Origin of the sequence: Curtobacterium sp. MCBA15_009, assembly GCF_001864895.1 — a bacterium.
GTDB lineage: Bacteria > Actinomycetota > Actinomycetes > Actinomycetales > Microbacteriaceae > Curtobacterium.
Window position 1 is genome coordinate 56,228 of the sequence record NZ_MJGO01000039.1, and the last position, 23,345, is coordinate 79,572.

General features: G+C 72.8%; 16 protein-coding genes. 6 read left to right on the forward strand and 10 right to left on the reverse strand.

Annotation, left to right across the window (positions count from 1 at the left end):
• Positions 1–32: 32 nt before the first annotated feature.
• The 5 genes from BIU97_RS13515 to manA all read right to left on the reverse strand — a co-directional run bounded on the left by BIU97_RS13515 (position 33) and on the right by manA (position 7,278).
• On the reverse strand, positions 33–1,442 hold the full coding sequence (locus BIU97_RS13515; protein WP_071261700.1) for a DUF5719 family protein: 1,410 nt from the start codon (positions 1,440–1,442) through the stop codon (positions 33–35).
• A complete protein-coding gene (locus BIU97_RS13520; protein WP_071298066.1) occupies positions 1,439–4,291 on the reverse strand; it encodes a glycosyltransferase in 2,853 nt (950 codons plus the stop codon). Before BIU97_RS13520 ends, BIU97_RS13515 begins: the two co-directional genes overlap by 4 nt.
• A gap of 245 nt (positions 4,292–4,536) precedes the next feature.
• On the reverse strand, positions 4,537–4,869 hold the full coding sequence (locus BIU97_RS13525; protein ID WP_083404860.1) for a WhiB family transcriptional regulator: 333 nt from the start codon (positions 4,867–4,869) through the stop codon (positions 4,537–4,539).
• Positions 4,870–5,058: 189 nt separating this feature from the next.
• Positions 5,059–6,021 carry a UDP-glucose 4-epimerase GalE gene (galE, locus tag BIU97_RS13530; RefSeq protein WP_071261698.1) on the reverse strand — a complete coding sequence of 321 codons (963 nt, stop codon included), beginning with the start codon at positions 6,019–6,021 and terminating at the stop codon, positions 5,059–5,061.
• Between the two features lie 48 nt (positions 6,022–6,069).
• Positions 6,070–7,278: a mannose-6-phosphate isomerase, class I gene (manA, locus tag BIU97_RS13535; protein ID WP_071261695.1), complete on the reverse strand. Its 1,209-nt coding sequence runs from the start codon at positions 7,276–7,278 to the stop codon at positions 6,070–6,072.
• Positions 7,279–7,342: 64 nt separating this feature from the next.
• Between manA and BIU97_RS13540 the strand changes: the two genes are divergently transcribed.
• Positions 7,343–8,722 carry an O-antigen ligase family protein gene (locus tag BIU97_RS13540; RefSeq protein WP_071297945.1) on the forward strand — a complete coding sequence of 460 codons (1,380 nt, stop codon included), beginning with the start codon at positions 7,343–7,345 and terminating at the stop codon, positions 8,720–8,722.
• Between the two features lie 31 nt (positions 8,723–8,753).
• Here BIU97_RS13540 and BIU97_RS13545 read toward each other — a convergent pair whose 3' ends face one another.
• Positions 8,754–10,088 carry a hypothetical protein gene (locus BIU97_RS13545; protein ID WP_071297946.1) on the reverse strand — a complete coding sequence of 445 codons (1,335 nt, stop codon included), beginning with the start codon at positions 10,086–10,088 and terminating at the stop codon, positions 8,754–8,756.
• A 94-nt stretch (positions 10,089–10,182) separates the two neighbouring features.
• On the opposite strand from BIU97_RS13545, the gene BIU97_RS13550 reads away from it, so the two are divergent.
• Positions 10,183–11,484 (forward strand): O-antigen ligase family protein, encoded by a 1,302-nt coding sequence (locus tag BIU97_RS13550; protein WP_083404858.1) that lies wholly within the window; start codon positions 10,183–10,185, stop codon positions 11,482–11,484.
• 509 nt (positions 11,485–11,993) lie between these two features.
• On the opposite strand, the gene BIU97_RS13555 is transcribed toward BIU97_RS13550, so the two are convergent.
• The gene (locus BIU97_RS13555) at positions 11,994–12,740 is read right to left on the reverse strand and encodes a polyprenol monophosphomannose synthase (RefSeq protein WP_071261685.1); all 747 of its coding nucleotides are present in this window, start codon (positions 12,738–12,740) and stop codon (positions 11,994–11,996) included.
• Complete coding sequence (locus BIU97_RS13560) at positions 12,737–15,226, reverse strand: glycosyltransferase (protein ID WP_071297947.1); 2,490 nt, start codon at positions 15,224–15,226, stop codon at positions 12,737–12,739. Before BIU97_RS13560 ends, BIU97_RS13555 begins: the two co-directional genes overlap by 4 nt.
• 136 nt (positions 15,227–15,362) lie before the next feature.
• On the opposite strand from BIU97_RS13560, the gene BIU97_RS13565 reads away from it, so the two are divergent.
• Entirely contained in the window at positions 15,363–16,691 is a 1,329-nt protein-coding gene (locus BIU97_RS13565; RefSeq protein ID WP_139196406.1) for a glycosyltransferase family protein, read from the forward strand.
• Positions 16,692–16,812: 121 nt separating this feature from the next.
• On the opposite strand, the gene BIU97_RS13570 is transcribed toward BIU97_RS13565, so the two are convergent.
• Both BIU97_RS13570 and BIU97_RS13575 read right to left on the reverse strand, forming a co-directional pair.
• Complete coding sequence (locus tag BIU97_RS13570) at positions 16,813–19,353, reverse strand: hypothetical protein (protein ID WP_139196044.1); 2,541 nt, start codon at positions 19,351–19,353, stop codon at positions 16,813–16,815.
• A complete protein-coding gene (locus BIU97_RS13575) occupies positions 19,353–19,949 on the reverse strand; it encodes a hypothetical protein (RefSeq protein ID WP_071297949.1) in 597 nt (198 codons plus the stop codon). Before BIU97_RS13575 ends, BIU97_RS13570 begins: the two co-directional genes overlap by 1 nt.
• A 196-nt stretch (positions 19,950–20,145) precedes the next feature.
• Here BIU97_RS13575 and BIU97_RS13580 point away from each other — a divergent pair, with 196 nt between their 5' ends.
• Genes BIU97_RS13580 through BIU97_RS13590 form a run of 3 tightly spaced genes read left to right on the forward strand, consistent with a single transcriptional unit; the run spans position 20,146 to position 23,324 of the window.
• Positions 20,146–21,048, forward strand: coding sequence for an ABC transporter permease (locus BIU97_RS13580; RefSeq protein ID WP_071297950.1), 903 nt, complete (start codon positions 20,146–20,148; stop codon positions 21,046–21,048).
• A 3-nt stretch (positions 21,049–21,051) separates the two neighbouring features.
• A complete protein-coding gene (locus BIU97_RS13585) occupies positions 21,052–22,281 on the forward strand; it encodes an ABC transporter ATP-binding protein (RefSeq protein ID WP_071297951.1) in 1,230 nt (409 codons plus the stop codon).
• Positions 22,200–23,324, forward strand: coding sequence for a glycosyltransferase (locus BIU97_RS13590; RefSeq protein ID WP_083420959.1), 1,125 nt, complete (start codon positions 22,200–22,202; stop codon positions 23,322–23,324). Before BIU97_RS13585 ends, BIU97_RS13590 begins: the two co-directional genes overlap by 82 nt.
• Positions 23,325–23,345: the final 21 nt, after the last annotated feature.

Consider the following 23,345-nt stretch of genomic DNA (forward strand, 5'->3'; position numbering starts at 1 on the left):
CGTTGCCCGCACGCCGAGACCGCCGCCCCGACTCAGGGGTAGACGCGGACCGGACTCGACACCTCGGTGGTCGGTCGCACCGGGAACCCGGCGATGCCGTCCGTGCCCCGGTAGGTGACCCCCGCGACGACCCCGTCGACACCGGACAGCGTGAGCTGCTTCGCCGTCTGCACGGGCACCGTCGACGTCGCACCTGACGGCAGCGACACCGCGAGGCGTTCGTCGCCGGAGCGGATCGTGACGGTGCGGTCCTCGCGGGTGGGGTTCACGAGGTTGAGGCGCACGCCCTCTCCCGGGGCGATCGCCGTGATCGCCGAGTCGCCGAGCGGCTCGGCCGACGCGAACCAGCCGAGGTCGCTGCCGTCGCCGTTGCCGTCCGTCGGGGACGTCGTGCGGGCGCCGGTGACGACGGGTTCGGTGCTCGTCACCGTGAACGAGTACCGGCCGTCCGGGAAGTCGTCGAGCGTGACGTCGGTCACGACGCCGGGTTCGGCGGTCGCGTTCACCGTGGTGCCGCCGCCGTCCGCCGTCGAGATGCCGAGCGTCACGCGCGCCGCGCGGGTACCAGGCACGAACAGGCGCACGATCGGTGCAGCGTCCGCGGTGTCGTCACCGCGCTGGGCGGCCTCGGCACCGGCGAGCACGACGCCGGGGATCACCTGCGAGCGCGCCGGTGCGGCACCGCCGGAGACGACGTCGTAGCCACCCGGGGTCAGGGTGCGGACGACGGTCTCCTGCATGTGCGCGACGATCTGCCCGCCGGATGACGTCACGTGCACGACCGTCGAGCCCTGGTCGGAGACGAAGCCGGACAGCGGGACGACCTTCTGCGTGTTCGGGGCGACGACGATCCCCGTCGTCCCCGGGGCGCTCACGGTGCCGTCGCCGTCGAAGATCGCCAGGTCGACGGTCGCGTTGACGTCGGTGGGGTTCGACAGCGTGATGATGCTGGTGCGTCCGGTCTCGGTGGACCCGCCGACGAGCCAGGTCGACTGCGACGGGTCGTCGCACGACGAAGCGCCGGCGCCGACCAGGTCGCCGTTCGAGACGCTCTGGTAGCTGCTGCCGGCGACCTGCGGGGTGCGGTCCCCGGCGGGGGCGGTGAGCAGCTGCGGGTCGCTGCCGCCGGTCGTCGACGCGTCGAGCGAGGAGCGTTCGACGGTCGAGCCGGTCGTCGCGGTGGCGACGGTCGGTGTGCCGACGGCGCTCGCCCGGGTGGCGTCGTTCCCCGCGGCGTCGGAGAGCCGCAGGGCACTGCCGGCGCAGACCCGTTCGGCGTCCGCCGCCACGGGTTGCACGGTCCGGCCCGCCGGTCGGGCCGGTTCGGACGAGGTGCCGTAGGCGTGCGCGGCGGTCACGGCGCCCGCCGCGACCACCACGGCGACGGCGGTCGCGGTGCCGCGGATCAGCCAGCGACGGACGGAGCCGGTGGTGGTGCTCATTCGTCACGCTCCTCGTCGAAGGTGGTCGCGGGTTCCTCGGCCTCGATGACGTTCGAGGTGGCACGGCGGCGACGCGGGGCCGTCGGGACGGCGAGCAGCGCGGCGGCGCCGAAGACCACACCGAGCACGACCAGGTACAGCACGTGGGTCGCCCGCGCGGCGGCGGAGCCCGTGGCCGTCCGGTCGACCTCGCCGTCGTAGTGGAACAGCTGGCCGTTCGTCGTCTCGCCGATGCTCGTGAAGAGCGCGTTCTGACCGATCGCGCCGGCGGCACGGTCGTGGACCGCCCGGGCCTCGGGGTCGGACCCGGCGTCGTCGAGGAGCACGAAGCTGACGCCGAGCTCGCGGAGCGCCGGACGCGGGTCGTACCCGCTGCGACTCGCCAGGTTGCCGGCCAGCGTCGCCAGCCGCGATCCGGAGTCGCTCAGGCGCAGTGCCGTGGCGTCGAGCGTCGACTGGTCGTCGAGGGTGGCACCCTGGCCGCGTTCGAGCGCGACCGCGAGCGAGCCGTCGTCCTGCGGTTCGACGACGAGCGTGCCGACGTCGGGGTTGGCCTGGGCCTCGGCGTTCACGTAGGCGCTGAGCACGCGGCCCGTGGTCGGCTGGATGGCCGCGCCGCCGAGGTAGAACGCCGCGAAGGCCGGGGCCACGGCGACCCCGGCGAGGACGGTGGTGACGAGCCCGGCGAGCGGGGCGGCCTTCGGCAGCACGTCGAAGCCGATGGAGGCGGCGACGACGAGGGCGAGCCAGTAGACGGACAGGCCGCTGCCCGGCCAGACGATCGTCGTCGTCGACCCGACGCCGGTGACGGTCACGTGGGTCGCGGCGAACGCGGTCGCGAAGCCGAGGAGCGCCATCACGAGGGCGGAGCCGGCGACCGACCACCGATGGCCGAGGACGGCCCCGATCGCGGCGACGGCGAGCGGCAGCGCCAGGACCGCCATGACGACGGGCAGCAGCGAGGCGAGCAGCGCGAGGCCGGAGGTGGCGGGCAGCCAACCGCTCCAGTCCGGCAGCGGCTGGCCGATCGTGAGCTGCAGGGCCGACGGCGCCCGGGTCGCCGAGGGCACGCCGGGGTCGGCGAAGACCGCGAGGACGTTGCCGCGGGCGACCTGCGCGAGCACGAGCGGCAGGAACAGCACCGCGGTCGGCACCGGGATGAAGGCACGGCGGTGCGCTCGGCGCCAGCCGACCACGAGCGCGACGAGCCAGCCGACGAGCAGGACGGGCAGCAGCGACGGCGCCGAGGCCGCCACGACGGCGAACAGCAGGGACGCGCCGGAGGCCCACGCCCACGAGCGGTGCGACTCGAGCACGGCGATGAAGAGCCACGGCAGCAGCACGTGCGCGATGACCGCGCCGAGGTGTCCGGTGGTGACCGCGCCGACCAGGGCCGGGGCGACGGCGTACAGCGCGGCCCCGATCACCGGCACCCAGGTGCGCGTGGTGACCTTGCGGACCGCGAACCAGGCGCCGAGCGCCGACAGCGGGAGGGCGAGCAGCACGACGACCACGACCGCGGTGGACGGCGACCAGAAGACGATCGAACCGAGCACGGCGAGCACCGCGGCGAACGGGTCGGACGGACCGGTGAAGCCGGTGCCGAGCGAGTGCCAGCCGTAGCCGACGTTCTCCCAGAGCTGGCCGACGGTCGTGCTGAGCGGCAGCAGGCCGCCGCCGGTCAGGGCCGGCGAGCCGAGCAGCGGGAAGAGCGTCACGACGCTCAGGACGGCCGCGGCGAGCACCACCCAGATGCCGCCGTCGCCGAGGAAGGACGCGCGGGCGATGGGCGCGTCCTCGACGCGGGCGAGTTCGACGTCGCGCGTGGTCGTCCGCCGTTCGTGCACGCGCTTCCAGCTGACGCGGAGCGGTTCGACGGCCGACCAGCCGAGCTTCTTCGTGCGGGCGAGGTTCTTCCGCGCCCGGGCGGTCCCGCCGCCGAAGGCCACGGCGAAGGCGGCGGCGAGTTCGGCCGTGACCGCCGCCGGGTGCTTCGCGACCAGGTGGCCGACGGCACGGCCGACCGCGAACGGCACGAGGGTCAAATAGTGCAGCCAGACCAGCCCGGCCGGCGCGTAGGTCATCCGTCGGTGCAGCTGGGCCTGGCGGTGCATCCGCACGCGGCGCCCCTCGGACACCCGGCGGCGGCCGAACTCCTCGACCGGCCCGGCGCTCGTGACCTTGGCCTCCGGGACGACGGCGACGCGGTGCCCGGCGAGCCGGACGCGGATGCAGAAGTCGAGGGCGGCGTCGACGTCGGGCAGCGCCGGGTCGAACCCGCCGAGCTCGGTCCACACCGACCGGCGGACGAGCATGCCCCCGGCGGCGACGCCCATGACGTCGGTGTGCCGGTCGTGCTGTCCCTGGTCGAGTTCGTCCTGCACGAGCGCGAGCGACCGGCCGAAGCGGGTCGTCGCCTCACCGAGCGAACGGATCACCGACGGGTCGTCCTGCGCGACGAGCTTCGGGCCGGCGACCACGACGGACGGGGCGATCTCGACCGCGGAGAGCAGGTCGGCCAGCGCCGTCGGTGCGGGTGCGTTGTCGTGCCCGAGGAGCCAGATCCACTCGTCGACCGGCTCGTCGGCGACCGCCGGCGGCGCTTCGCGTTCGCCGGCCCGGACGGCGTCGCCGAACGGGCGTCCGGCGGGGATCCGGAGCAGGCGGGCGGACCCGCCGAAGGACAGCTCGGCGGTCGATCCGTCGGTCGAGCCGACGTCGACGACCACCAGGTTCTCCGGGTGCCGGGTCTGGGTGGCGAGGGCGTCCAGCGTGCGGTCGAGGTGGTCCGCTCCGTCGGCGGCGACGAGGATCGCGGTGACACGGGGCTGGGAGACACTGGGCTGCATGACGCGCGTCACTCTACGGTCTGGAGGCTCGGCTCGGCCTGCGGACGGCGGCGCGGCGTGAAGATGTGGGGGCGTTCAGTGCGGCGTGTGGGAGGACGCCTGTCGACGGCTGGTTGCGGGGGCGTCGGGGCTGGGTTCCGGCGGCCTGGTGGCTGGGTACCGGCGCAGTCGGAGCTGGGTTCCGGCGCCTTCGTCGCAGGCTCCTCAGGGGCGCAGTCGCAGGGCGCTTCGCGCCCTGAGCGCGACTACGCCCGCTTCCGCAACTTGCGGCGCTCGCGCTCGGAGAGCCCGCCCCAGATGCCGAAGCGCTCGTCGTTCTCGAGGGCGTACTCGAGGCACTGGCTGCGGACCTCGCAGGAGGTGCAGATCTTCTTCGCCTCGCGCGTCGAGCCGCCCTTCTCCGGGAAGAACGCCTCGGGGTCGGTCTGCGCGCAGAGCGAGTCGGCCTGCCAGGCGAGCGGGTTCTCCTCGTCGTCGGTCTCCGGACGACGGACCCCGGGCACGCCGAGCGCGACGGGGTCGACGTGCCAGTCCTCCGGAACTCCGGCGTGGAAGTCGGAACCGTTCACCCTGATCACCCCTGACGTCTCGGAATCGGGACCACGACGACTGATGTCGTCGGTGTAATTACACCGGTGTGATTCCTCGGAGTCAAGTCGCGGATCATAGAAGGTGCTGACCGCTCCGGCGTGTCATGTCCCCCGTACGGGCGTGTCGCGGCGTTGCGACGGCACGGACGGGGGACAACGAGCGCCCTCGGGTGCGCGTCAGGAGACGCTGCGGCGGGCTTCCCACGCGCTCGTGACCATCTCGTCGAGCGTGTGGCGCATCGACCACTCGAGGTCGCGGGCGGCCGCCTCGCCGGTCGCGACGATGCGGGCCGGGTCACCCGGACGCCGGGGCGCGACCTCGGGCTCGAACGCGATCCCGGTCGCCGACGCCATCGCGTCCATGATCTGCCGGACGCTGACACCGTCGCCGCTGCCGAGGTTGTAGGCACGCTCGAGCGGCTCCCCGTCGGCGAGCTTGCGGGCCGCGACGGCGTGGGAGTGCGCGAGGTCCGCGACGTGCACGTAATCGCGGACGCAGGTGCCGTCGGGCGTGGCGTAGTCGTCGCCGTTGATCCGCGGCGTCCGGCCGGCGAGCAGGGCGTCGAACACCAGGGGGAACAGGTTGTGCGGGCTGGCGTCGTACAGGTCCGGTTCGCCGGAGCCGACGACGTTGAAGTACCGGAGCGAGGTGGTGGTGAAGCCGGCGGCGACCTCCATGTCGCGCAGCAGCCACTCGCCGATGAGCTTCGACTCGCCGTAGGGCGACTCCGGGGCCTTCGGGGTGGACTCCACGACGACGTCGACGTCCGGGGTGCCGTACACCGCCGCGCTCGACGAGAACACGACCTTCGTGACGTCGTTGTCGGCCATCGCGCGCAGGAGGGTCGCCGTCCCGGTCACGTTCTGCTCGTAGGTGTGCAGCGGGCGCTGCACCGAGACGCCGGCGTACTTGTAGCCGGCCACGTGCACGACGCCGGTGACGCCGTGCTCGCGGATCGTCCGACCGAGCAGCTCGCCGTCGAGGATGGTGCCCTCGACGAAGGGGACGTCCTCGGCGACGAACGAGCGGAAACCGCTCGACAGGTCGTCGAACGCGACGGTGTCGAGGCCCGCAGCGCCGAGCGCGCGGACGACGTGGGACCCGATGTACCCGGCACCGCCGGTGACCAGCCAACTCATGTCCGCCACGCTAGCGGACGACGGTCACGCCCCGGTGGCGCGTGGCCGTCACGCCCCGGTCGCGATGAACACCGTCGAGGTCACCCCGCCGGACGAGTCGGCCTCGACCGTGACGTCGCCCTCGTCCGGGGTGACGAAGCAGGACTCCCCCTTGCGCAGCAGCGTGGCCGAGGTCGCCCCGACGAGCGTCACGACGCCCTCGGTGCAGATCGCGATGGACGGGCCGCGCAGCGGTGCGACCCCGCCGGTGCTCAGCCCGACCGGTCGGCCGTCGCCGGTCACCCGGACCAGCGCGAAGCCGACGCCCTCGGGCGCGAACCGGTCGACGCCGGCCGCCAGGTGCTCCGGCTCGAGCAGCGGTGCCGGGTACGCCGTGAAGTCGAGCACGCGGAGCAGTTCCGGCACGTCGACGTGCTTCGGCGTCAGGCCCCCGCGCAGGACGTTGTCGGACGGCGCCATCAGCTCGATGCCGAGGCCGTCGAGGTAGGCGTGGATGTTCCCGGCGGGCAGGTACATCGACTGCCCGGCGGTGAGCGTCACGCGGTGCATGAGGAGCGAGACGACGATGCCGGGGTCCCCCGGCCAGCTCGCCGCGAGGTCGCGGACGGTCGCGGTGTTCGGGGTGAGCAGGTCGTCGTCGAGGGCGGCGGCCAGGTCGCTGACGGCCTGCACGACGGCGAGCGCCGAGTCGTCGGCGGTCTCGAGCCAGCGCACGGTGTCCTCGAGGCCGTGCATCAGGTGCACCTCGAGCGGCCCGAGCCGACCGGTGCCGGCGTCGAGCACCCGGACCTCGGCCAGGGTGTCCTCGACCGGGCGGAAGCCGCTCAGCGCCTCGAACCGGTCGCTGAGCGCCACGACGAGCTCGGGCTTCGGGAACGGGTCCTTGTAGTTCCGGGCCGGGTCGTCCAGGGGGACGCCGTCGCGCTCCTCGCGCGCGAAGCCCTCCTCGGCCTGCTCGGGCGTCGGGTGCGCCTGCAGCGACAGGGGCGCCGCGGCGGCGAGCACCTTGAGCAGGAACGGCAGACCGGTGCGGTCCGACCCGAGGGCGGTCTCCGGTTCGGCGGCGATCCAGTCGCGGAGCGTGTCGGCGCCGCCGACCATGGCCGGGTTCACGACGACGCTCGGGCTGCCGGCGTGGGCGCCGAGCCAGAGCTCCGCCTGCGGCGCTCCGGTGACGGTCCGGCCGAGGAACTCGGGGATGGCGGTGACCGAGCCCCAGGCGTAGTCGCGGGGCGTGTTGGTGATGCCGAGGAACATGCCGCGAGCCTACCGGCGCCGTCCGGGGACCCACGCGGCCGGGCCCGGCCGGTACCCTGGCGACGTGACGAACACCTGGCCGCTCGCACGCGGGACCGTACCGGAGCGCGAGGCGTTCGCCTTCGGGGCGACCACCCTCTTCGTGCTGTTCGCGGGCGACGCGGTGCCGAACACCCTGACCTGGGTCGGCGCGGGTGTGCTCTGGGCGCTCGTCGCGGCGTGGGGCGGCACGATCCTGGTCCGGGCCCGCCCGCCGATCGTGCGCACGCCGTGGGCGCTCTGGGCGTTCCTCGCCTGGTGCCTGGTCTCGCTGGTCTGGTCGCACTGGCGGTTCGCGACGATCTCGAGCCTGGTCGTGCAGGTGATCTGCGCCGCCGTCGCGTTCGCCATCGCCTCCACGCTCACCTGGCGGCGGATCGGGGACGCGATCGGCCTCGCGCTGCGGTGGGTGCTGCTGCTCTCCCTGGTCTTCGAGGCCGTCGTCGCGGTGGTCGTGCGGCACCCGATCGCCCCGATCTGGACCGACTACGGCGACGCGGACATCCCGGACGCCTTCTACTTCTCGCGCGCCGAGCTGTTCACCGGGGGGCGCATCCAGGGCCTCCCCGGCAACGCGAACCTGCTCGCGATGGTCGCGCTCCTGGTGGCGGTCGTCGTCGCCGTGCAGTTCGCCGAGGGCCGGATGCGCCGCAACCGTGCCGTCGGCTGGCTCGCCCTGGCCGCGCTCGTGTTCGTGCTGACCCGGTCCTCGACGGTCGTCGCCGCGGCCGTGGTCGTCGTCGTCGTGGCACTGGCCGCGCTCTGGATCCGCCGGGTGCCGACCGAGCGGCGCACACCCCGGTACCTCGTGCTCGCGGTCGTCGCGGTCGCCGCGGCCGTCGCCGCGGCGGTGCTGCGCGGCCCGGTGTCCGAGCTGCTCGGCAAGGGCTCCGACGCGACGGGGCGCGGCGAGATCTGGGTGAAGGTGCTCGGCCTGATCGACCAGCACCCCGTCGTCGGCTGGGGCTGGATCGGCTACTGGTGGCCGGGCATCCCGACCCTGGCCGACCTGGCGCACCGGAAGGGCGTCACCTACCTGCAGGCGCACGACGCGTACCTCGACGTCTGGATGCAGACCGGGATCATCGGCCTGCTCCTGTTCGCGGTGTACGTCCTCACCACGCTCTCCCGCTCGTGGGCGTCGGCGACCCGCATCGGGTACGACGCCGCGCTCCGGCCGCGCACCTTCGACCCGGTGTCGCTGCTGCCGCTCCTGGTGGTCGTCGCGCTCCTGGTGCAGTCGGTCGCCGAGTCACGACTGCTCTACCAGGGCAACTGGGTGCTCTTCGCCCTGCTGGCGATCAAGAGCCGCATCGTGCTCGTCGGCGAGGAACCGCTGTCCACCGGCGACGGACCGCGCACCCCGCCCGCCCGGCGCGAGTTCCGCTGGACCGCGACGCGCTGACCCCGACGCGGCGCGCCCCGTTCCCCGTCCGTCAGCGCGACAGCCAGGCACACGGGACCGGCGCCGACCACGGAGCCGTCCGCACGCGCACGACCTCGGTCGACGGGTCCACCCGACACTGCTCGGCTGCGGCGGGCATCTGCGCGGCCCACACCGGTCCGCCGCTGCGCCGAGTGGCGTCGGGAGCGACGTGCAGCACGGCGGACGCGACGACCAGGGTGACCACGGTCCAGGCGGCCAGTGCCCCGAGGAGGCGACCCGGGCCTCCCGTCCGACGTGCCGGGGGCGACCAGTGGTCGGGGTCGGCGAGCACGGCGGCGGCGACCACGGCCGCGCTCACCAGCAGCAGGCCGGCGGCCGCGTCGTAACGCTGCGGGGCGATCGCGGCCATCGACGCAACCGGCCGCGCCCAGTGCCGCCCGGCGCCGCCGTTCGCGAGCCCGGCGGCGGTCCACACGACGCCGGAACCCACCGCGAAGGCGACCACGACGCAGCGCGCCCGCAGCGGCGCGGCCACGACGGCCGCTACCAGCACGAGCGCGAGCGCGGCGACGGGGACGAGCAGGACCCACCACCCGCGCTCGACGACCGCCGTCAGGACGCGACCGAGGTGCGGGTCCCACGCCCCCGCGACCGGACGGAGCAGGTACCCGGCCAGCACGTCGCGCACCGCGGGCGCACCCGGCACGACCGTCCGCGGGTGGGTGACGGCGGTGACCACCTGCACCGTCGCGGCCGCCACGGTCGCGACGGTGACGGGGAGCGCCCGCGCGCTCCCCCGCCGGGACGACCAGCCGAGCAGCAGCAGCGGCGCGAACAGCACCGCCTGCGGCTCGGTGAGCACCGCGGCGGCGGCCACCGCGGCGAGCGCGACCGCTCCCCTCGTGGTGCGGCTGCGGTGCGCGAACACCCACGGCACCAGGACGAGCGCGTACCAGTGCAGGTTCGCGGCGTTCCCGCTGGTCTCGACGGGCGCGAGCGGGAGCACGACCGGCACGGCGGCGAGCACCAGCCGGAACGGCCAGGGGCGCACGACGTCCCGCGACAGGACGAGCACGAGCGCGCAGACGCCGCCGACCACCAGGCAGCTCGCCAGCGACACGACCTGGGCGTACCGGACCGCGGGCAGCGCGTACCCGAGGTCGACCACGAGCCGAGGCACCAGGTGGACGTACCCGGCGTACGGGTGCAGGAGCGTGTCGACCGGTCCGAGGGCGACGCGCTCCCGCAGGAAGACGCCCCCGTCCTCGGCCCACACCGTGCCCCGGGTCACCGGACCGAGCCGGTGCCAGGCCAGCGCGGTGGCGAGCAGGCCGACGACGACCGCTGCCAGCGGCGCCCCGACGGCCCTGCGCACGCGGTCCATCGGGCGAGGGTAGGTCCTGATCGCGCATCGTCGATAGAGGCAGTGGAACGGCACCCTGGCGACTCGTCACACGGACGTGCGCCAAGATGGACGCGTGACGGACGGCCGGGTGAACAGACGCGTGCTCGGGCGCCGCTACCTGTCGGCCTGGATCGGGTTCTCCGCGGGTGGCCGGTTCAGCCAGGCGCTCGCGACGGTCATCGTGCTGTTCGGGTTCGGACAGCCCACCGTGCAGGCCCTGGTCGGCCGTGCCGGGACCTGGGCCGTGCTCGTCACGCTGTTCGTGCTCGCCGGGCTGAGCCTGCTCGGGCAGCGCTACCGGATCGAGTGGCACGGCGTGCTCCCCCTGTCGCTGCTGGCCTTCGTCGGCTACTGCGCACTGAGCGTCCTCTGGAGCGAGTACTCCTGGGTCGCCCTGCGCGGCTTCGCCGAGACGGTGGGCTTCATCGGGCTCGGGCTCTACCTGGCGCTCGGACGCGACCTGGTGCAGGTGATCCGCGCGTCGGGCGACGCGTTCCGGATCCTGCTCGTCACGGCCCTCGGCCTCGAGGTCCTGGCCGGCCTCGTGCTCGACGTCCCGTTCCCCGCGTTCGGCATCCGCGGGGACATCGCCTACGGCGGCCCGATCCAGGGCATCGGTGGCACCCGCAACTTCATGGGCTTCATCGCCGCGATGGCACTCGTCACCTTCGTCGTCGAGTTCCTCACCCGATCGGTGACCGTGTGGCGGGCGATCGGGTCGACCGCGCTCGCCGTCATCGCCCTCATGCTCGTGCAGTCCCCCATCACCGGCCTCGCCATGATCGCCCTCGCGGTCACGGCGCTCGCGCTCTGGTCCCTCCGGCACGCGCGCCCGGCGACCCGCCCCGTGGTGAACGGCGTGCTCGGAGCCGCGGTCCTGCTCGCCCTCGTGCTCGCGGTCCTCGCACGCGGCCGCCTGCTCGCCGAGATCGGCGCCGCCGGCGGCACCGCAACCCGCGTCGACCTGTGGTCGCAGATCCGGGTGTTCGTCGCTCAGTACCCGATCCAGGGCTGGGGCTGGGTCGGCACCTGGCCGAACGAGGCGGTCGTCCCCTACGTCACCTTCATCGACCCCGCCGGCGCCCGGTTCACCTCGGGCCTCAACGCCTTCGTCGACGCCTGGCTGCAGATCGGGCTCGCGGGCACGATCATCCTCGCGGTGACGGCCCTGCTCGCGTTCGCCCGGGCCTGGGTGACGGCGACGACCTTCCCCGGGGTGGCGTACGTGTGGCCCGCCGCGGTCCTCGTGCTGCTCGCGGTGACGAGCACGGCCGAGAGCTACCTGCTGCACGGCGCGGGGCTGATGGTCTTCGTGACGGTGCTCGTCATCGCCGCCCGGCGCCGCTCCTGGCGCCGGCACCTGCCGCGCGTGTAGGGCGCGGCGGGGCGGCGCGGGCGCGCGCGGCGCGGGCGGCGCGGCGCGGGCGCGGGGGCGCTTCGTGAGCAGAAGATGTCGCCTCCACGCGCCGGACCCGACCGTTTCTGCTCACTCAACGACGCGGTGGGCGCCCGCCGCCGGGCCGGAGGCCCGTGGCGGCACCGCGCCGCACCTCCCGTCCGACCCGACATGCGTTCCGGACGCGCGCATCGTGAGCAGAAAAGGTCGCCTCAACGCACCGGACGCGACCTTTTCTGCTCACTCAGCGACGCGGTGGCCGCCCGCCGCCGGACGGGAGGCCCGTGGCGGCACCGCGCCGAGCCTCCCGTCCGAACCGACAAACGTGCCCGACGCGCACTTCGTGAGCAGAAGACGTCGCCTCAACGCACCGGACCCGACCTTTTCTGCTCACCAAGCGACGCGGTGGGCGCCCGCCGCCGGACGGGAGGCCCGTGGCGGCACCGCGCCGAGCCGCGCCTCCCGAGCGACGCGAGCCCTGGTGCGCCTCAGGGACGGGTGCGTCGCCCGAGGCGGCGCTGCACGCCCCACTGGGTGACGCGGAGCATCGCCTCGACCACGATCGAGCGGCTCATCTTCGAGACGCCGTGCACGCGGTCGCGGAAGCGGATCGGGACCTCGACGATGCGGCCGCCGAGGTCGTCCACACGCAGGGTCATGTCGACCTGGAAGCAGTAGCCCTTCGAGTCGATCGAGTCGAGGTCCATCCGGGCGACCGCCGAGGCGCGGTACACCCGGTACCCCGCGGTGATGTCCCGCACGTCGAGGCCGAGGACCCAGCGCGCGTAGGTGTTCGCGCCCCGGCTGAGGGCCTGGCGTCGGAGCGGCCAGTCGACGACCGAGCCACCGGGCACCCAGCGGGAGCCGATCGCGAGCAGGACGTCGTCCGAGGCGGTGACCGCGTCGACGAGTGCGGGCAAGCGGTCGGCCGGGTGCGAGCCGTCCGCGTCCATCTCGACGAGCAGCGGGTAGCCGCGCTCCAGTCCCCAGCGGAACCCGGCGACGTACGCCGTGCCGAGCCCGAGCTTGCCGGAGCGCTGCAGCAGGTGCACGCGGTCGTCCTCGGCGGCGATCGCGCGGACGATGTCGCCGGTGCCGTCCGGGCTGCCGTCGTCGACGACCAGGACGTGCACCCCTGGCGACGCCGCCAACACGGCCGACGTGATCGCGCGGACGTTCTCGGCCTCGTCGTACGTCGGGACGATGACGAGCGCCGAGGCGTCGGTCGGGCTCACCGGTTGTCGAGGCGCCGCTTGATCTTCCCCGCGACGCTGCGCGGGCCCTCGGTGCGCAGGTAGTGCACCGCGCGGCCGACGTCGTAGCGGACGCCGGAGAGCTTCTTGCGCTCGGGCACCCGGACGCGCATGGTGTGCGGCTGGATCGAGGACGTCGTGTCGCGGACGGTCTTGTCCGCGGCACGGACGGGGTTCCGGCAGAAGTCGACGAGCGGTGCGAGGACGTTCTCCCACGTGAACTGCTCACGCACCCGGTCGACGTTGCCGATGAAGGTCGCGCGGGCCTTCTTGTCGAACAGGGCCGTCTCGAGCGCCGCGGCGAGGCCGTCGACGTCCTGCTCGTGCACCGCGATGCCGAGCTTCTCCTCGGCGACGAGGTCGCCGAAGGAGTCGCCCGCGGTCGTCACGATCGGCAGGCGCGCCCACAGGTAGTCGAGGATGCGGGTGCGGAACGAGAACGTGGTCTCGAGGTGCTCGTAGTGCGTCGAGACGCCGGCGTCGGCCTCGAGCAGGTAGGCGCCGCGCTCCTCGTACGGGATCCACTGGTCGTTGAAGAACACGTGCTTGCCGGTCAGGCCGAGCGCGTCGGCCTCGGCGCGGACCTTCGCCACGATGTCCATCTCGGGGACGTCGGGGTTCGGGTGCTGCACGCCCATGAAGAAGAGCTTGACCGACGGACGGCGCTCGGCGAGCTGCGCGATCGAGCGGACCAGGGTGATCGGGTCGAACCAGTCGTAGATCCCCCCGCCCCAGACGACGAGCTTGTCGTTCTTGCCGATGCCCGGCACGACGCCCTTGACCCGCTGCTGGTCGTGCACCGGCGGGGTCGAGGACAGCCCGAACGGCACGACGCCGATGAGCGAGCGCAGGTCGGCGTCGCGGGAGTAGGTGCGGGCGTTGACGCGGCCGGAGCCGGCGAGCTGGCCGAGCCAGAACATCCGCTGCCGTTCCGAGGCGCAGATGAAGTAGTCGCCGAGCTCGAGCTGGTGGTTCAGCGTGTCCGAGGCGTCGAGGATCTGGCGGTTCCACTTGTCGACGTCGTCGCTGCGGCCCTGCTCGAGCTGCTCGAGGTGGAGCGGGTCGTACACGTCGACGACCAGGATCTTGCTCGTCGACTCGAGCACCGGGAACAGCCGGAGCGCGTGGCCCTGCACGATGATGACGTCGGCCCAGCCCTCGTGCTCGACCATCTGGCGCGGGTGGCGGTGCGGCACGGTGACGACCTCGTACGAGGGGTCGATCTGCGACGAGCGGGTGAGGCTGACGACGCGGACGTCGTGCTCGGACGCGAGCTGCTTCGCCATCTGCGTCGCACGGATCGCCGGGCCGGCCATCTTCGCGCCGATCGAGTCGCCGGTGATGATGAGCACGCGGCGACGGGTGCCGACCTCGAGCACGCCGAGGGAGTGCACGATCTTGTCGTACCCGGCCAGGTAGTTCTCGATCGGGTACGCGGGCTCGTCGCGGTTGCCGAACAGGCGGAGGAGCTCACGGTCGGTGCGGACGCGGGTCGCCTGGATCTGCCGGCGGGACTCGGTCATCGACGGCAGCTGCTCGACGAACTGGTCGACGCCGTAGATGCCCGCCATGCTCGTCTTCGGCACCGGGACGGTGGGGACGCTGTCGTCCCCGGGGTTCCGCAGGTCGAGCGAGGTGGAGTCGAGCTCGCCGCGGCCGACGGCCCGGCGGACGGCGAGTGCGAGCGAGCCGGGCAGGGCGGCGGAGAGCTGCTCGTCGCCGAGGTTCTTGTAGAGCGTGAAGAGGGCGTTCCGCTCGAGCAGGTACGTCTCGCGGAAGTCGCCGAACTTGTTCATCGATGCGTGGTGCTTGTGGAACGCGACGGACTTCGGCTGGTAGCGGAAGCGCCAGCCGAGCAGGTTGAGCCGCCAGCCGAGGTCGACGTCCTCGTAGAACATGAAGTAGCGGTCGTCGAAGCCGTCGAGCTGCTCGAAGAGCTCGGCGCGGACGAACATCGCGGCGCCGGTGCCGAACAGCACGTCGGTCTCGCTCTCCCACCGGCCGGTGTCCGGCGACCCAGCGAAGGGCTTGTAGCCCATGCCGTACCAGGTCATCGCGGCCTCGGTGAAGTCGACGTTGACGCCCTCCCAGTCGAGGACCTTCGACGCGACGGCTCCGATGTCGGCGCCGGAGGCGAACGTCGCCATCGCCTCGCGCACCCAGCCGGTGTCGGGCCGGGCGTCGTTGTTGAGGAACGCGACGATCTCACCCGAGGACTTCGCGACGCCGAGGTTGCAGCCGCCGGTGAAGCCGAGGTTGGCACCGGCGTCGACCAGCGTGAAGTCGAGGGTCGAGGCCTGCAGCCGCCCGAGGTGCTCCGGCCCGGAGCCGTTCTCGACGACGATGACCTCGAGCTTGTCCTGCGGCCAGTCCTGCTTGCGGAGTTCCGCGATGCTCGTCAGGGTGTCGTCGGTGCCCTTGTAGTTCACGAGGACGACGGACACGACTCCCGGCTTGCGCTCTGTCACGCGGGTTCCTCCAGCAGCTGCCGCGCGGGGGCGCGGATCGGTGGCTCGGTCGCGGGGTGCCGCGGCCGATGACACCCTACAAGGCGCGCCCGGCCGCTCCCCGGTGGCCGCCGCCGGTTCGTGCAGAATGGCGGGCGTGACTGCCGCCATCCCGAGCACCCCCCTGCCCTCCGTCCTGCACGAGGACTACGCCGCCATCGCGGCCGGCACGCACGCCGAGGGTCCACGCGGCACCGTCCGCTTCGCCGTGTCGACCGCCGACCCCGCCGAGGGCAAGGGCGACCTGTTCGTGGCACTCGGCCTGGCCCGAGCCCTGCGTGCCGAGGGCTGGGGCGTCGCGATGTGGCCGCTCGAGCGCTGGGGCGACGAGGTCCCCGTCGACACCGCGGCCGTCGTCGTGATGATCGAGTCGTTCGTGCCCGGGTACGTGCCGGCCGGCACCGCCCTGGTGGCCTGGGTCCGCAACTGGACCGAGAAGTGGGCGGCGCTGCCCTACCTCGACGAGTTCGACGCCGTGTGGACGTCGTCCACGATCGCCCGCGACGCGATCGCCCCGCACGTCGCCACGACGGTGGAGGTCGTGCCGATCGGTGTCGACCTCGACCTGTTCACCACCGACCGGCCGCACGCCCACGCCGAGCCGGCCGACGTCGACCCCGTCGCCGCGGCCGACGCCGCCCGGACCGACCGCGCGGTCACCACGGTGAACTTCTGGGGCGTCCGCCGCCGGGTGCAGGACGTCCTCGCCGAGGTCGCCCCGCCCGAGCCGATCATCTGGTACGCCGCCAACGTCGACCACGTCGAGCCCTCGCCGGGTGTCGAGCTCCGCCCGATGGTCTCGTACTTCTCGCTGCCCGAGGTGTACCGCGCCGCCGGGTTCGTCGTCGACGACGTCATCGCCCCGGCCGCCGCCTACGGCACGCTCAACTCGCGGCTGTACGAGTCGCTGGCGTGCGGCGCGCTGCCCGTCACCGACTGCGCGCTGGGCCTCGACGAGCTCGGACTCGCCGAGGTGCCGGTCTTCGACGACGCCGCGTCGCTCGAGCGTGCACTCGCGATGCCGCGCGAGGAGCGCACCGCCCTGGTGGAACGGCTCCGGGCCGTCGTCGTCGAGCGGCACTCGTTCCGCAGCCGTGCCGAGCAGGTCGGCCCGTCGCTCGACGCCGCCGTCGCCGCCGCATCGGGCCGGAGCGGCGAGCGGAGCGCCTTCCTGCGCTGGGCGACCGAGCAGCGCGAGCTCCTGCGTCGGACCGAGCACGACCGCGACGTCCACCTGGCCGGCGTGCACGACATCAACGAGCGGCTCATCGTCTCGGAGCAGAAGGTCGGCGCCCACGACACGGCACGGCAGGTCGCCGAGGCGGAGCGCGACCAGATCGCGGCACGGTTCCACGGCCTGACCCGGTCGCCGGAGTACCGCGTCCTGCACGGGCTCGGTCTCATGGCGCGGCGCGCGCGCCGCTGACACCCGGCGCTCCGTGCACCCCGGGCGGGCACGGGAGCGGGTCCGGTGGACGCACCCACGCAACGGACGGGAGGCACGGTGCCAGCTGGCACCGTGCCTCCCGTCCGTCGTCGGTGACCGTCTACCGCACGGTGACGGTCTTCGTGCCGAAGCTCTTGTAGGTCCCGCTCGGCAGGTCCTGGAAGTAGACGCGCACGGTGTGCGTGCCCTTCGCCAGGCCGGTGAGCTTGCGGGAGAGCCCGACGTCCGAACCCCAGTTCGGGTAGCTGCGCTCGACGTCCGTCCGGGTCGCGTTCGCGGTTCCGGGGGCGACCGCGACGCCGTCCAGGTGCATCTTGTACTTCACCGGGTCCCAGACGTCCGGGTCGACGGCCCAGCCCTGCACCGTGATCGTGCCGGTGCCGCCGGTCACCGACTCGAAGGCGCCCGTGACCGGCCCGGTGCCGCCGGTCTTGCCGGTCGACGGCGGGTCGATCACCGTGAAGGTCTTGGTCCCGAAGCTCTTGTAGGTGCCGCTCGGCAGGTCCTGGTAGTAGACGCGCAGGGTGTGCGTGCCCGCCGTCAGGCCCGTGAGGGTCCGGGACAGCCCGACGTCGCTGCCCCAGCCGGGGTGCACCGCCTCGACGTCGGTGCGCTTCGCGTTGGCGACACCCGGGTCGATCGCGACCCCGTCCAGGTGCATCTTGACCTTGACCGGGTCCCAGACGTCGGGGTCGATCGCCCACCCCTTGACCGTCGCGCTGTACACGCCGCCGGTCACCGACTCGAAGGCACCCGTGACGGAGCCCTTCTTGCCGGTCGGGCCGGTGGTGCCGGAGGACGGCGGGGCGGCCGTCGCGCTCGTCACCTTGACGGTCTTCGTGCCGAAGCTCTTGTACGTGCCGCTCGGCAGGTCCTGGAAGTAGACGCGCACCGTGTGGGTGCCGGCGCTCAGGCCGGTGAGCCGGAGTGCCAGGCCCACGTCGGAGCCCCAGGTCGGGTGCTCCGCCTCGACGTCGGTGCGGGTGGCGTTCGCGGTGCCGCTGTCCGTGCTCTCGCCGTCGACGTGGACCTTGTACTTGACGGGGTCCCAGCGGTCCGGGTCGATCGCCCAGCCGAGCACGGTGGCCGTGCCGGCACCGCCGGTCACGGACTCGTAGGCGCCGCGCACGCTGCCGGTCTTGCCGGTCGGGCCGGTGGACGGTGCCGAGACGACGACGGACTTCGACGCCACCTTGACGTACTTCGACCCGGGCTTGTCCATCGTGTACAGCGTCACGGCCCGGGTGCCCGGGGTGATGCCGCCGATGGTCTTCGCGAAGCCGAGGGTGCTGCCGACGCCCGGGTACACCTTCGCGACGTCGGTGCGGGTGCGGTCGGCGGTGCCGCTCGCCTTGCTCACGCCGTCGACCAGGACCTTCCACGGTGCCGGCTTCGACGAGTCGGGGTCGAGGACCCAGCCGCTCACCGAGATGGTGCCGAGCCCGCCGGTGGCGGAGTCGAGCGTGCCCTTCGGCGCCGCACTCGTGATCGTGCGGGTGTAGCAGCCGAGCAGCGTGTTCGCCCCGGCGCCCTGGTTGATCGCGTAAGTGCAGACCGAGTGCGCCCCGACCGACAGTCCGGTGAGCTCCGCCGAGAAGCCGTGCGCGGTGTTGCCCGAGCCGAGGGTGTCCGCGAGGTCGGACCGCTTGACGTCGGCGGTGACCGTCTTCGCGCCCGCGCCGTCGACGTAGAACGCGACGCGCAGCGCCTTCGTGGTGTCCGGGTCGACGGCCCAGCCGGTCACGGTGATCGAGGACGTCGAGCTCGCGGTGACCGCGTCGACGTTGCCGTAGGGGTTGCCCCCGCCGTTCGAGGACCCGAACCAGTCGGTGTACATGCGCCAGAAGTTGCGGTTGCCGTACGCCGAGCAGCTGTCGCCGGACCCGTACAGGTTCGACATCGCGGCGCTGTTCGGCGTGTACGGCGTGTAGATGTAGAGCCCGGCGGTGGCCTGGTTCTTGATGTAGACGGTCTTCCGGCCGCAGGCGGCGTTCGGGTTGAGCAGGATCGAGTTGTTCCGGCCCGCCTGGTACGCCCACGAGGTCGGGGTGGCCTGGTACCGCTTGAACTGCAGCCCTGCGGCGTAGACCTGCTGCGCGAAACCGCGGTACGCCGGGTCGCACGGGGCGGTGTCCGGGCAGGCGAACCCGGTCGCGTGCTGGTACATCCAGTTCGTCGGCCGCGAGGTCGAGACGATGCCCTGCTCCTTCTCGAGCAGCACGAGGAGCGCCTTCTGGCTGATGCCGCACGCGGCGCCGACCTGGGCGATGATCGTCGCGGCGGACTTCGTGCCGCCCGCGATCGCGCTGCACCGGCCGGAGACCGCGTTGATGGTGCTGACCTTCTGCGAGAAGTTCTTCAGGCAGACCGGGCCACCGCTCTGCTGCGTGCAGCTCGGCGCGACGCTGTTCAGGAACGACTGCACGGCGGCGGCGTTCATCGCCGAGCCGTTGTAGAAGGCGGCGTCGCTGATGATGTTGCCCGGGTCGAACTGCGACGCGACGGCGGCGGAGGCCGGCTCGGTCGTGGTCGCCTCGGACAGCACGGTGCCGAACGTCATGCCGGTCGCCGCCACGGCGAGCGCGGCCACGAGGGCCAGGGCGGATCGGAGTCCCCGGCGGGGAGAGCGGGTGGGACGCATCACGGCACCTCCGCCGTCATCGGGTCGGAGGCCGTCGACGCGGAGCCGACGGCGTAGGTCAGGGTGACGGACCAGGTGCCGCTGGCGACCTGGGACGCGGGGAACGCGACCTGTGCGCAGTTCACCGAGGACGCGCTCGCCTCCGCCGCGCTCGTCGCGGTGCGGGTGACACCGCCCTTCGTGGCGGTGAAGCGGCACGTGCCGGACGTGTCGGTGGTGCCGGAGACGAGGCCGCCGGCCTGCAGCGTCTTCGACCCGGTGTCCCAGCCGGCGTAGGTCACGACGGCCGTGGCCGGGAAGTCCGACGGGTCGGTGTCCGGCTCGTTCGTCGCCCCGCTGCCGGGGAAGGGCCCGGGGGTGTCGTCGTCCGAGGCGTCGCCACCGTCCGACGCGTCGTCGCTCGGCGCCGAGGCGGCGTCGGAGGGGTCGACCGCTCCCCCGCTCGTCGCCGTCGAGGTCGGCGTGGCCGTGGCGCTGGTGGAGCGCGACGCCGAGGGGGTCGGCGAGGCGTCGTCGCCGCCGGAACAACCGGCCACGAGGAGACTGAGTGCACCGACCACCGCGAACGCAGCGATCGGCCTGGATGCGTGGAGCATGCTGACGGGCCGTCCTGAGGGAGTTGACAAGGGTCCGGGTTGCGACAACGGTAACTCGAAAGTCAAGGTTGAGGGTTGGTTCGTCCTGAATCACCCCCGGTCGGGGGTACCCGACGACTGTCGTGCACGCGGCGGTCCCGCCATCGGGCCCGGTGAGTATGCTGTTCCGGTCCTGCCCCCACGAACGAAGAGACGTATGGTCGACCAAGCACGCATGACCGCGCTCGCGGAGGAACCGCTCGTCGTGATCGGCGCTCCGACGAGCGCCTTCCGCGGAACCTGGCGCGAACTGCGCGACGTCTTCCGGCAGCGGGAGATGCTCGGCATGCTCATCCGCCGCGACCTCAAGGCGCGGTACAAGGACTCGGCCCTCGGCTTCGTGTGGACGCTCGTGCGCCCGCTGACGCAGCTCCTCATCTACTACTTCGTCATCGGGCAGGTGCTCGGCGCCGCCAACGGCATCGACAACTTCGCGATCTACGTCTTCACGGGCCTGACCGCCTACACGCTCTTCAGCGAGATCGTCGCCGGGTCGACCGGGTCGATCGTCGGCAACAGCGGCCTCATCAAGAAGGTCTACGTCCCGCGCGAGGTCTTCCCGCTGGCGAGCGTCGGCGCGGCCCTGGTGAACTTCACGATCCAGTTCGCGATCCTGCTGGCCGCGACGGTGTTCATCGGGGTGTTCCCCTGGCACGAGGGTCTGCTCTACCTGATCCCCTCGCTCGCCGTGATCCTGGTCTACGGCGCCGCCATCGGCCTGGTGCTGTCGGCGCTCAACGTGTACCTGCGCGACGTGCAGTTCGTCATCGACGTCGGCCTCATGGTCCTGCTCTGGGCGTCGCCGATCGTCTACTCGTACGCACGGGTCGTCGCCACGGTGAAGACCGACTGGCTGCTCGCCGTCTACACGAACAACCCGCTGACCCTGTCGGTGCTCGGGATGCAGAACGCGATCTGGTTGCACGACCCCGCGGACGTGACGTACCCGGACCACCTGATGCTGCGCCTCGGCGTCGCGTTCGTCATCGGGGTCCTCTGCCTCCTCGGCGCGCAGCGGATCTTCTCCCGCCTGCAGGGCAACTTCGCGCAGGAGCTGTAGACCATGGCCATCAGCACCCCCGTTGCCCCGGTCGGGACCGGTGACACCACCGACCGTCCCGACGTCATCGTCATCGACCACGTGCGCAAGCGCTTCACCGTGCGCAAGGACAACACCCTGCGCGAGCGCATCGTCACGCTGGGCCGCGCCGGCCGCAAGCACCGCCAGGACTTCTGGGCGCTCGACGACGTCACCGTCTCGATCCAGGCCGGCTCGACCGTCGGGCTCATCGGCCAGAACGGCTCCGGCAAGTCGACGCTGCTCAAGGCGATCGGCGGCATCATCCAGCCGACCTCCGGCACGGTGTCCCGCCGTGGTCGCCTCGCCGCGCTCCTCGAGCTCGGCGCCGGCTTCCACCCCGACCTGTCCGGCCGCGAGAACGTCTACCTGAACGCGAGCCTGCTCGGCCTCAGCCGCAGCCAGACCGACGAGAAGTTCGACGACATCCTGGCGTTCTCGGGCATCGGCGACTTCATCGACACCCAGGTGAAGTTCTACTCGTCGGGCATGTACGTGCGGCTCGCGTTCGCGGTCGCCGTGCACACCGACCCCGACGTGCTGCTCGTCGACGAGGTCCTCGCCGTCGGTGACGAGGCCTTCCAGCGCAAGTGCCTCGACCGCATCCGCACCTTCCAGGAGGCCGGCAAGACGATCATCATCGTCACGCACTCGCTCAGCCAGGTGCAGGAGATGTGCGACCGGGTCGTGCTGCTCAACAAGGGCAAGGTGCTGCACGACGGCGACCCGGTCACCGCGGTGAGCATGTTCCGCGAGGTCCTCGAGGAACGCCGCCAGAGCGAGCTGAGCACGGACGTCGCCGTCGGTCGCGGCCGGGTCCTCGGCGCGGGCGTGCAGGTCGAGGGCAAGGAACCCCGCGCCGACGTCCTGCCCGGCGACGACCTCGTCATCGACATGGAGTTCGAGCACCTGGACGGCATCGACGACTGGGAGGCCGCGGTGCAGATCAACAACGCCGGCGGCCAGGTCGTCTACGGCACGACGACGGGCATCATGGGCATGACGCTCCAGCCGCTGCACGGTCGCCGGAAGCTCCGCCTGCGGATCGCCGACACCGCCTTCGGCACCGGCAAGTACTTCGTCAACGTCTCGATGATGGACTCCGCCGGCCGCCACCTGCACGACATGCCGGAGTGCGACTCGTTCGAGGTCCCCTCGTTCGGCGACGCCGTCGGCACCGTCTACGCGCGGCCCTCGATCGAGGAGCTCGACTGAGCCCGACCGACGGCGCGGACCGCACCGCGGTCGTCGTCGTCAACTGGGAGCGCGCCGACCTGACCACGACGGCCGTCCGCGCCGTGCTCGCCGAGGGCGCGGCCGACGAGGTCGTCGTCGTCGACAACGGGTCGTCGGACGACTCCCTCGCGGTGCTCCGCCGCGAGCTGCCGGACGCCACGGTCGTCGCCCGGCAGCACAACGGCGGGTTCGCCGCCGGTGCGAACACGGGCATCCGCCGCACGGACGCCGAGATCGTCGTCCTGCTCAACAACGACGCGGTCCCCGCAGCGGGCTTCGTCGCGGCGCTCCGCGACCACCTGGCGCAGGCGGGGCCCGAGGTCGGGGCGGTGACGGGCCGCATCGTGCTCGCGGGACGCTGGACGGGCCTCCCGGCCGGAGCCGCGCCGGCACCCGACCAGCGGGTGCTGCGGGACCACACCGGCCGCGCGTGGACGCCGTCACCGGACGGCGACGTGCGGCTCAACTCGACCGGCGTCCTGGTCGACCGCGACGGCAACGGCATGGACCGCGACTGGTTCGCGCCCGCCGACCGCGTCGCGGACGTCGACGTCTTCGGGTTCTCCGGCGGCGCGTCCGCGCTCCGACGGAGTGCGCTCGACGACGTCGGCCTGCTCGACGAGTCCCTGTTCATGTACTACGAGGACACCGAGCTCGCCTGGCGGCTCCGCCGCCGCGGCTGGCGCGTCGAGCACGCGGCCGGCGCCGTCGTGGAGCACGACCACTCGGCGTCCTCCGGGGTGCAGAGCGACCTGTTCGTGTTCCGCAACGCCCGCAACCGGCTGGTCGTCGCGCTCTGGCACGCGCCGTGGCCGACGGTGCTGCGGGCGGCCGCCCGCACCCTGGTGCGCGGCGTGCGCGGGCTGGCGGTCGGTCGTTCCGGTCGTTCCGGACAGGAGGCCCGGCTCGTCCTGGCAGCGCTCGTCGACGTCGCAGGGGCCCTCCCGTCGCACCTGGCGCGGCGGCTCCGCGAGACGCGTCGCGCCGCCGTCCCGCGCCGCCGGATCGACACGGGCGCATGAGCGGGGCGGGCTATCCTGGTC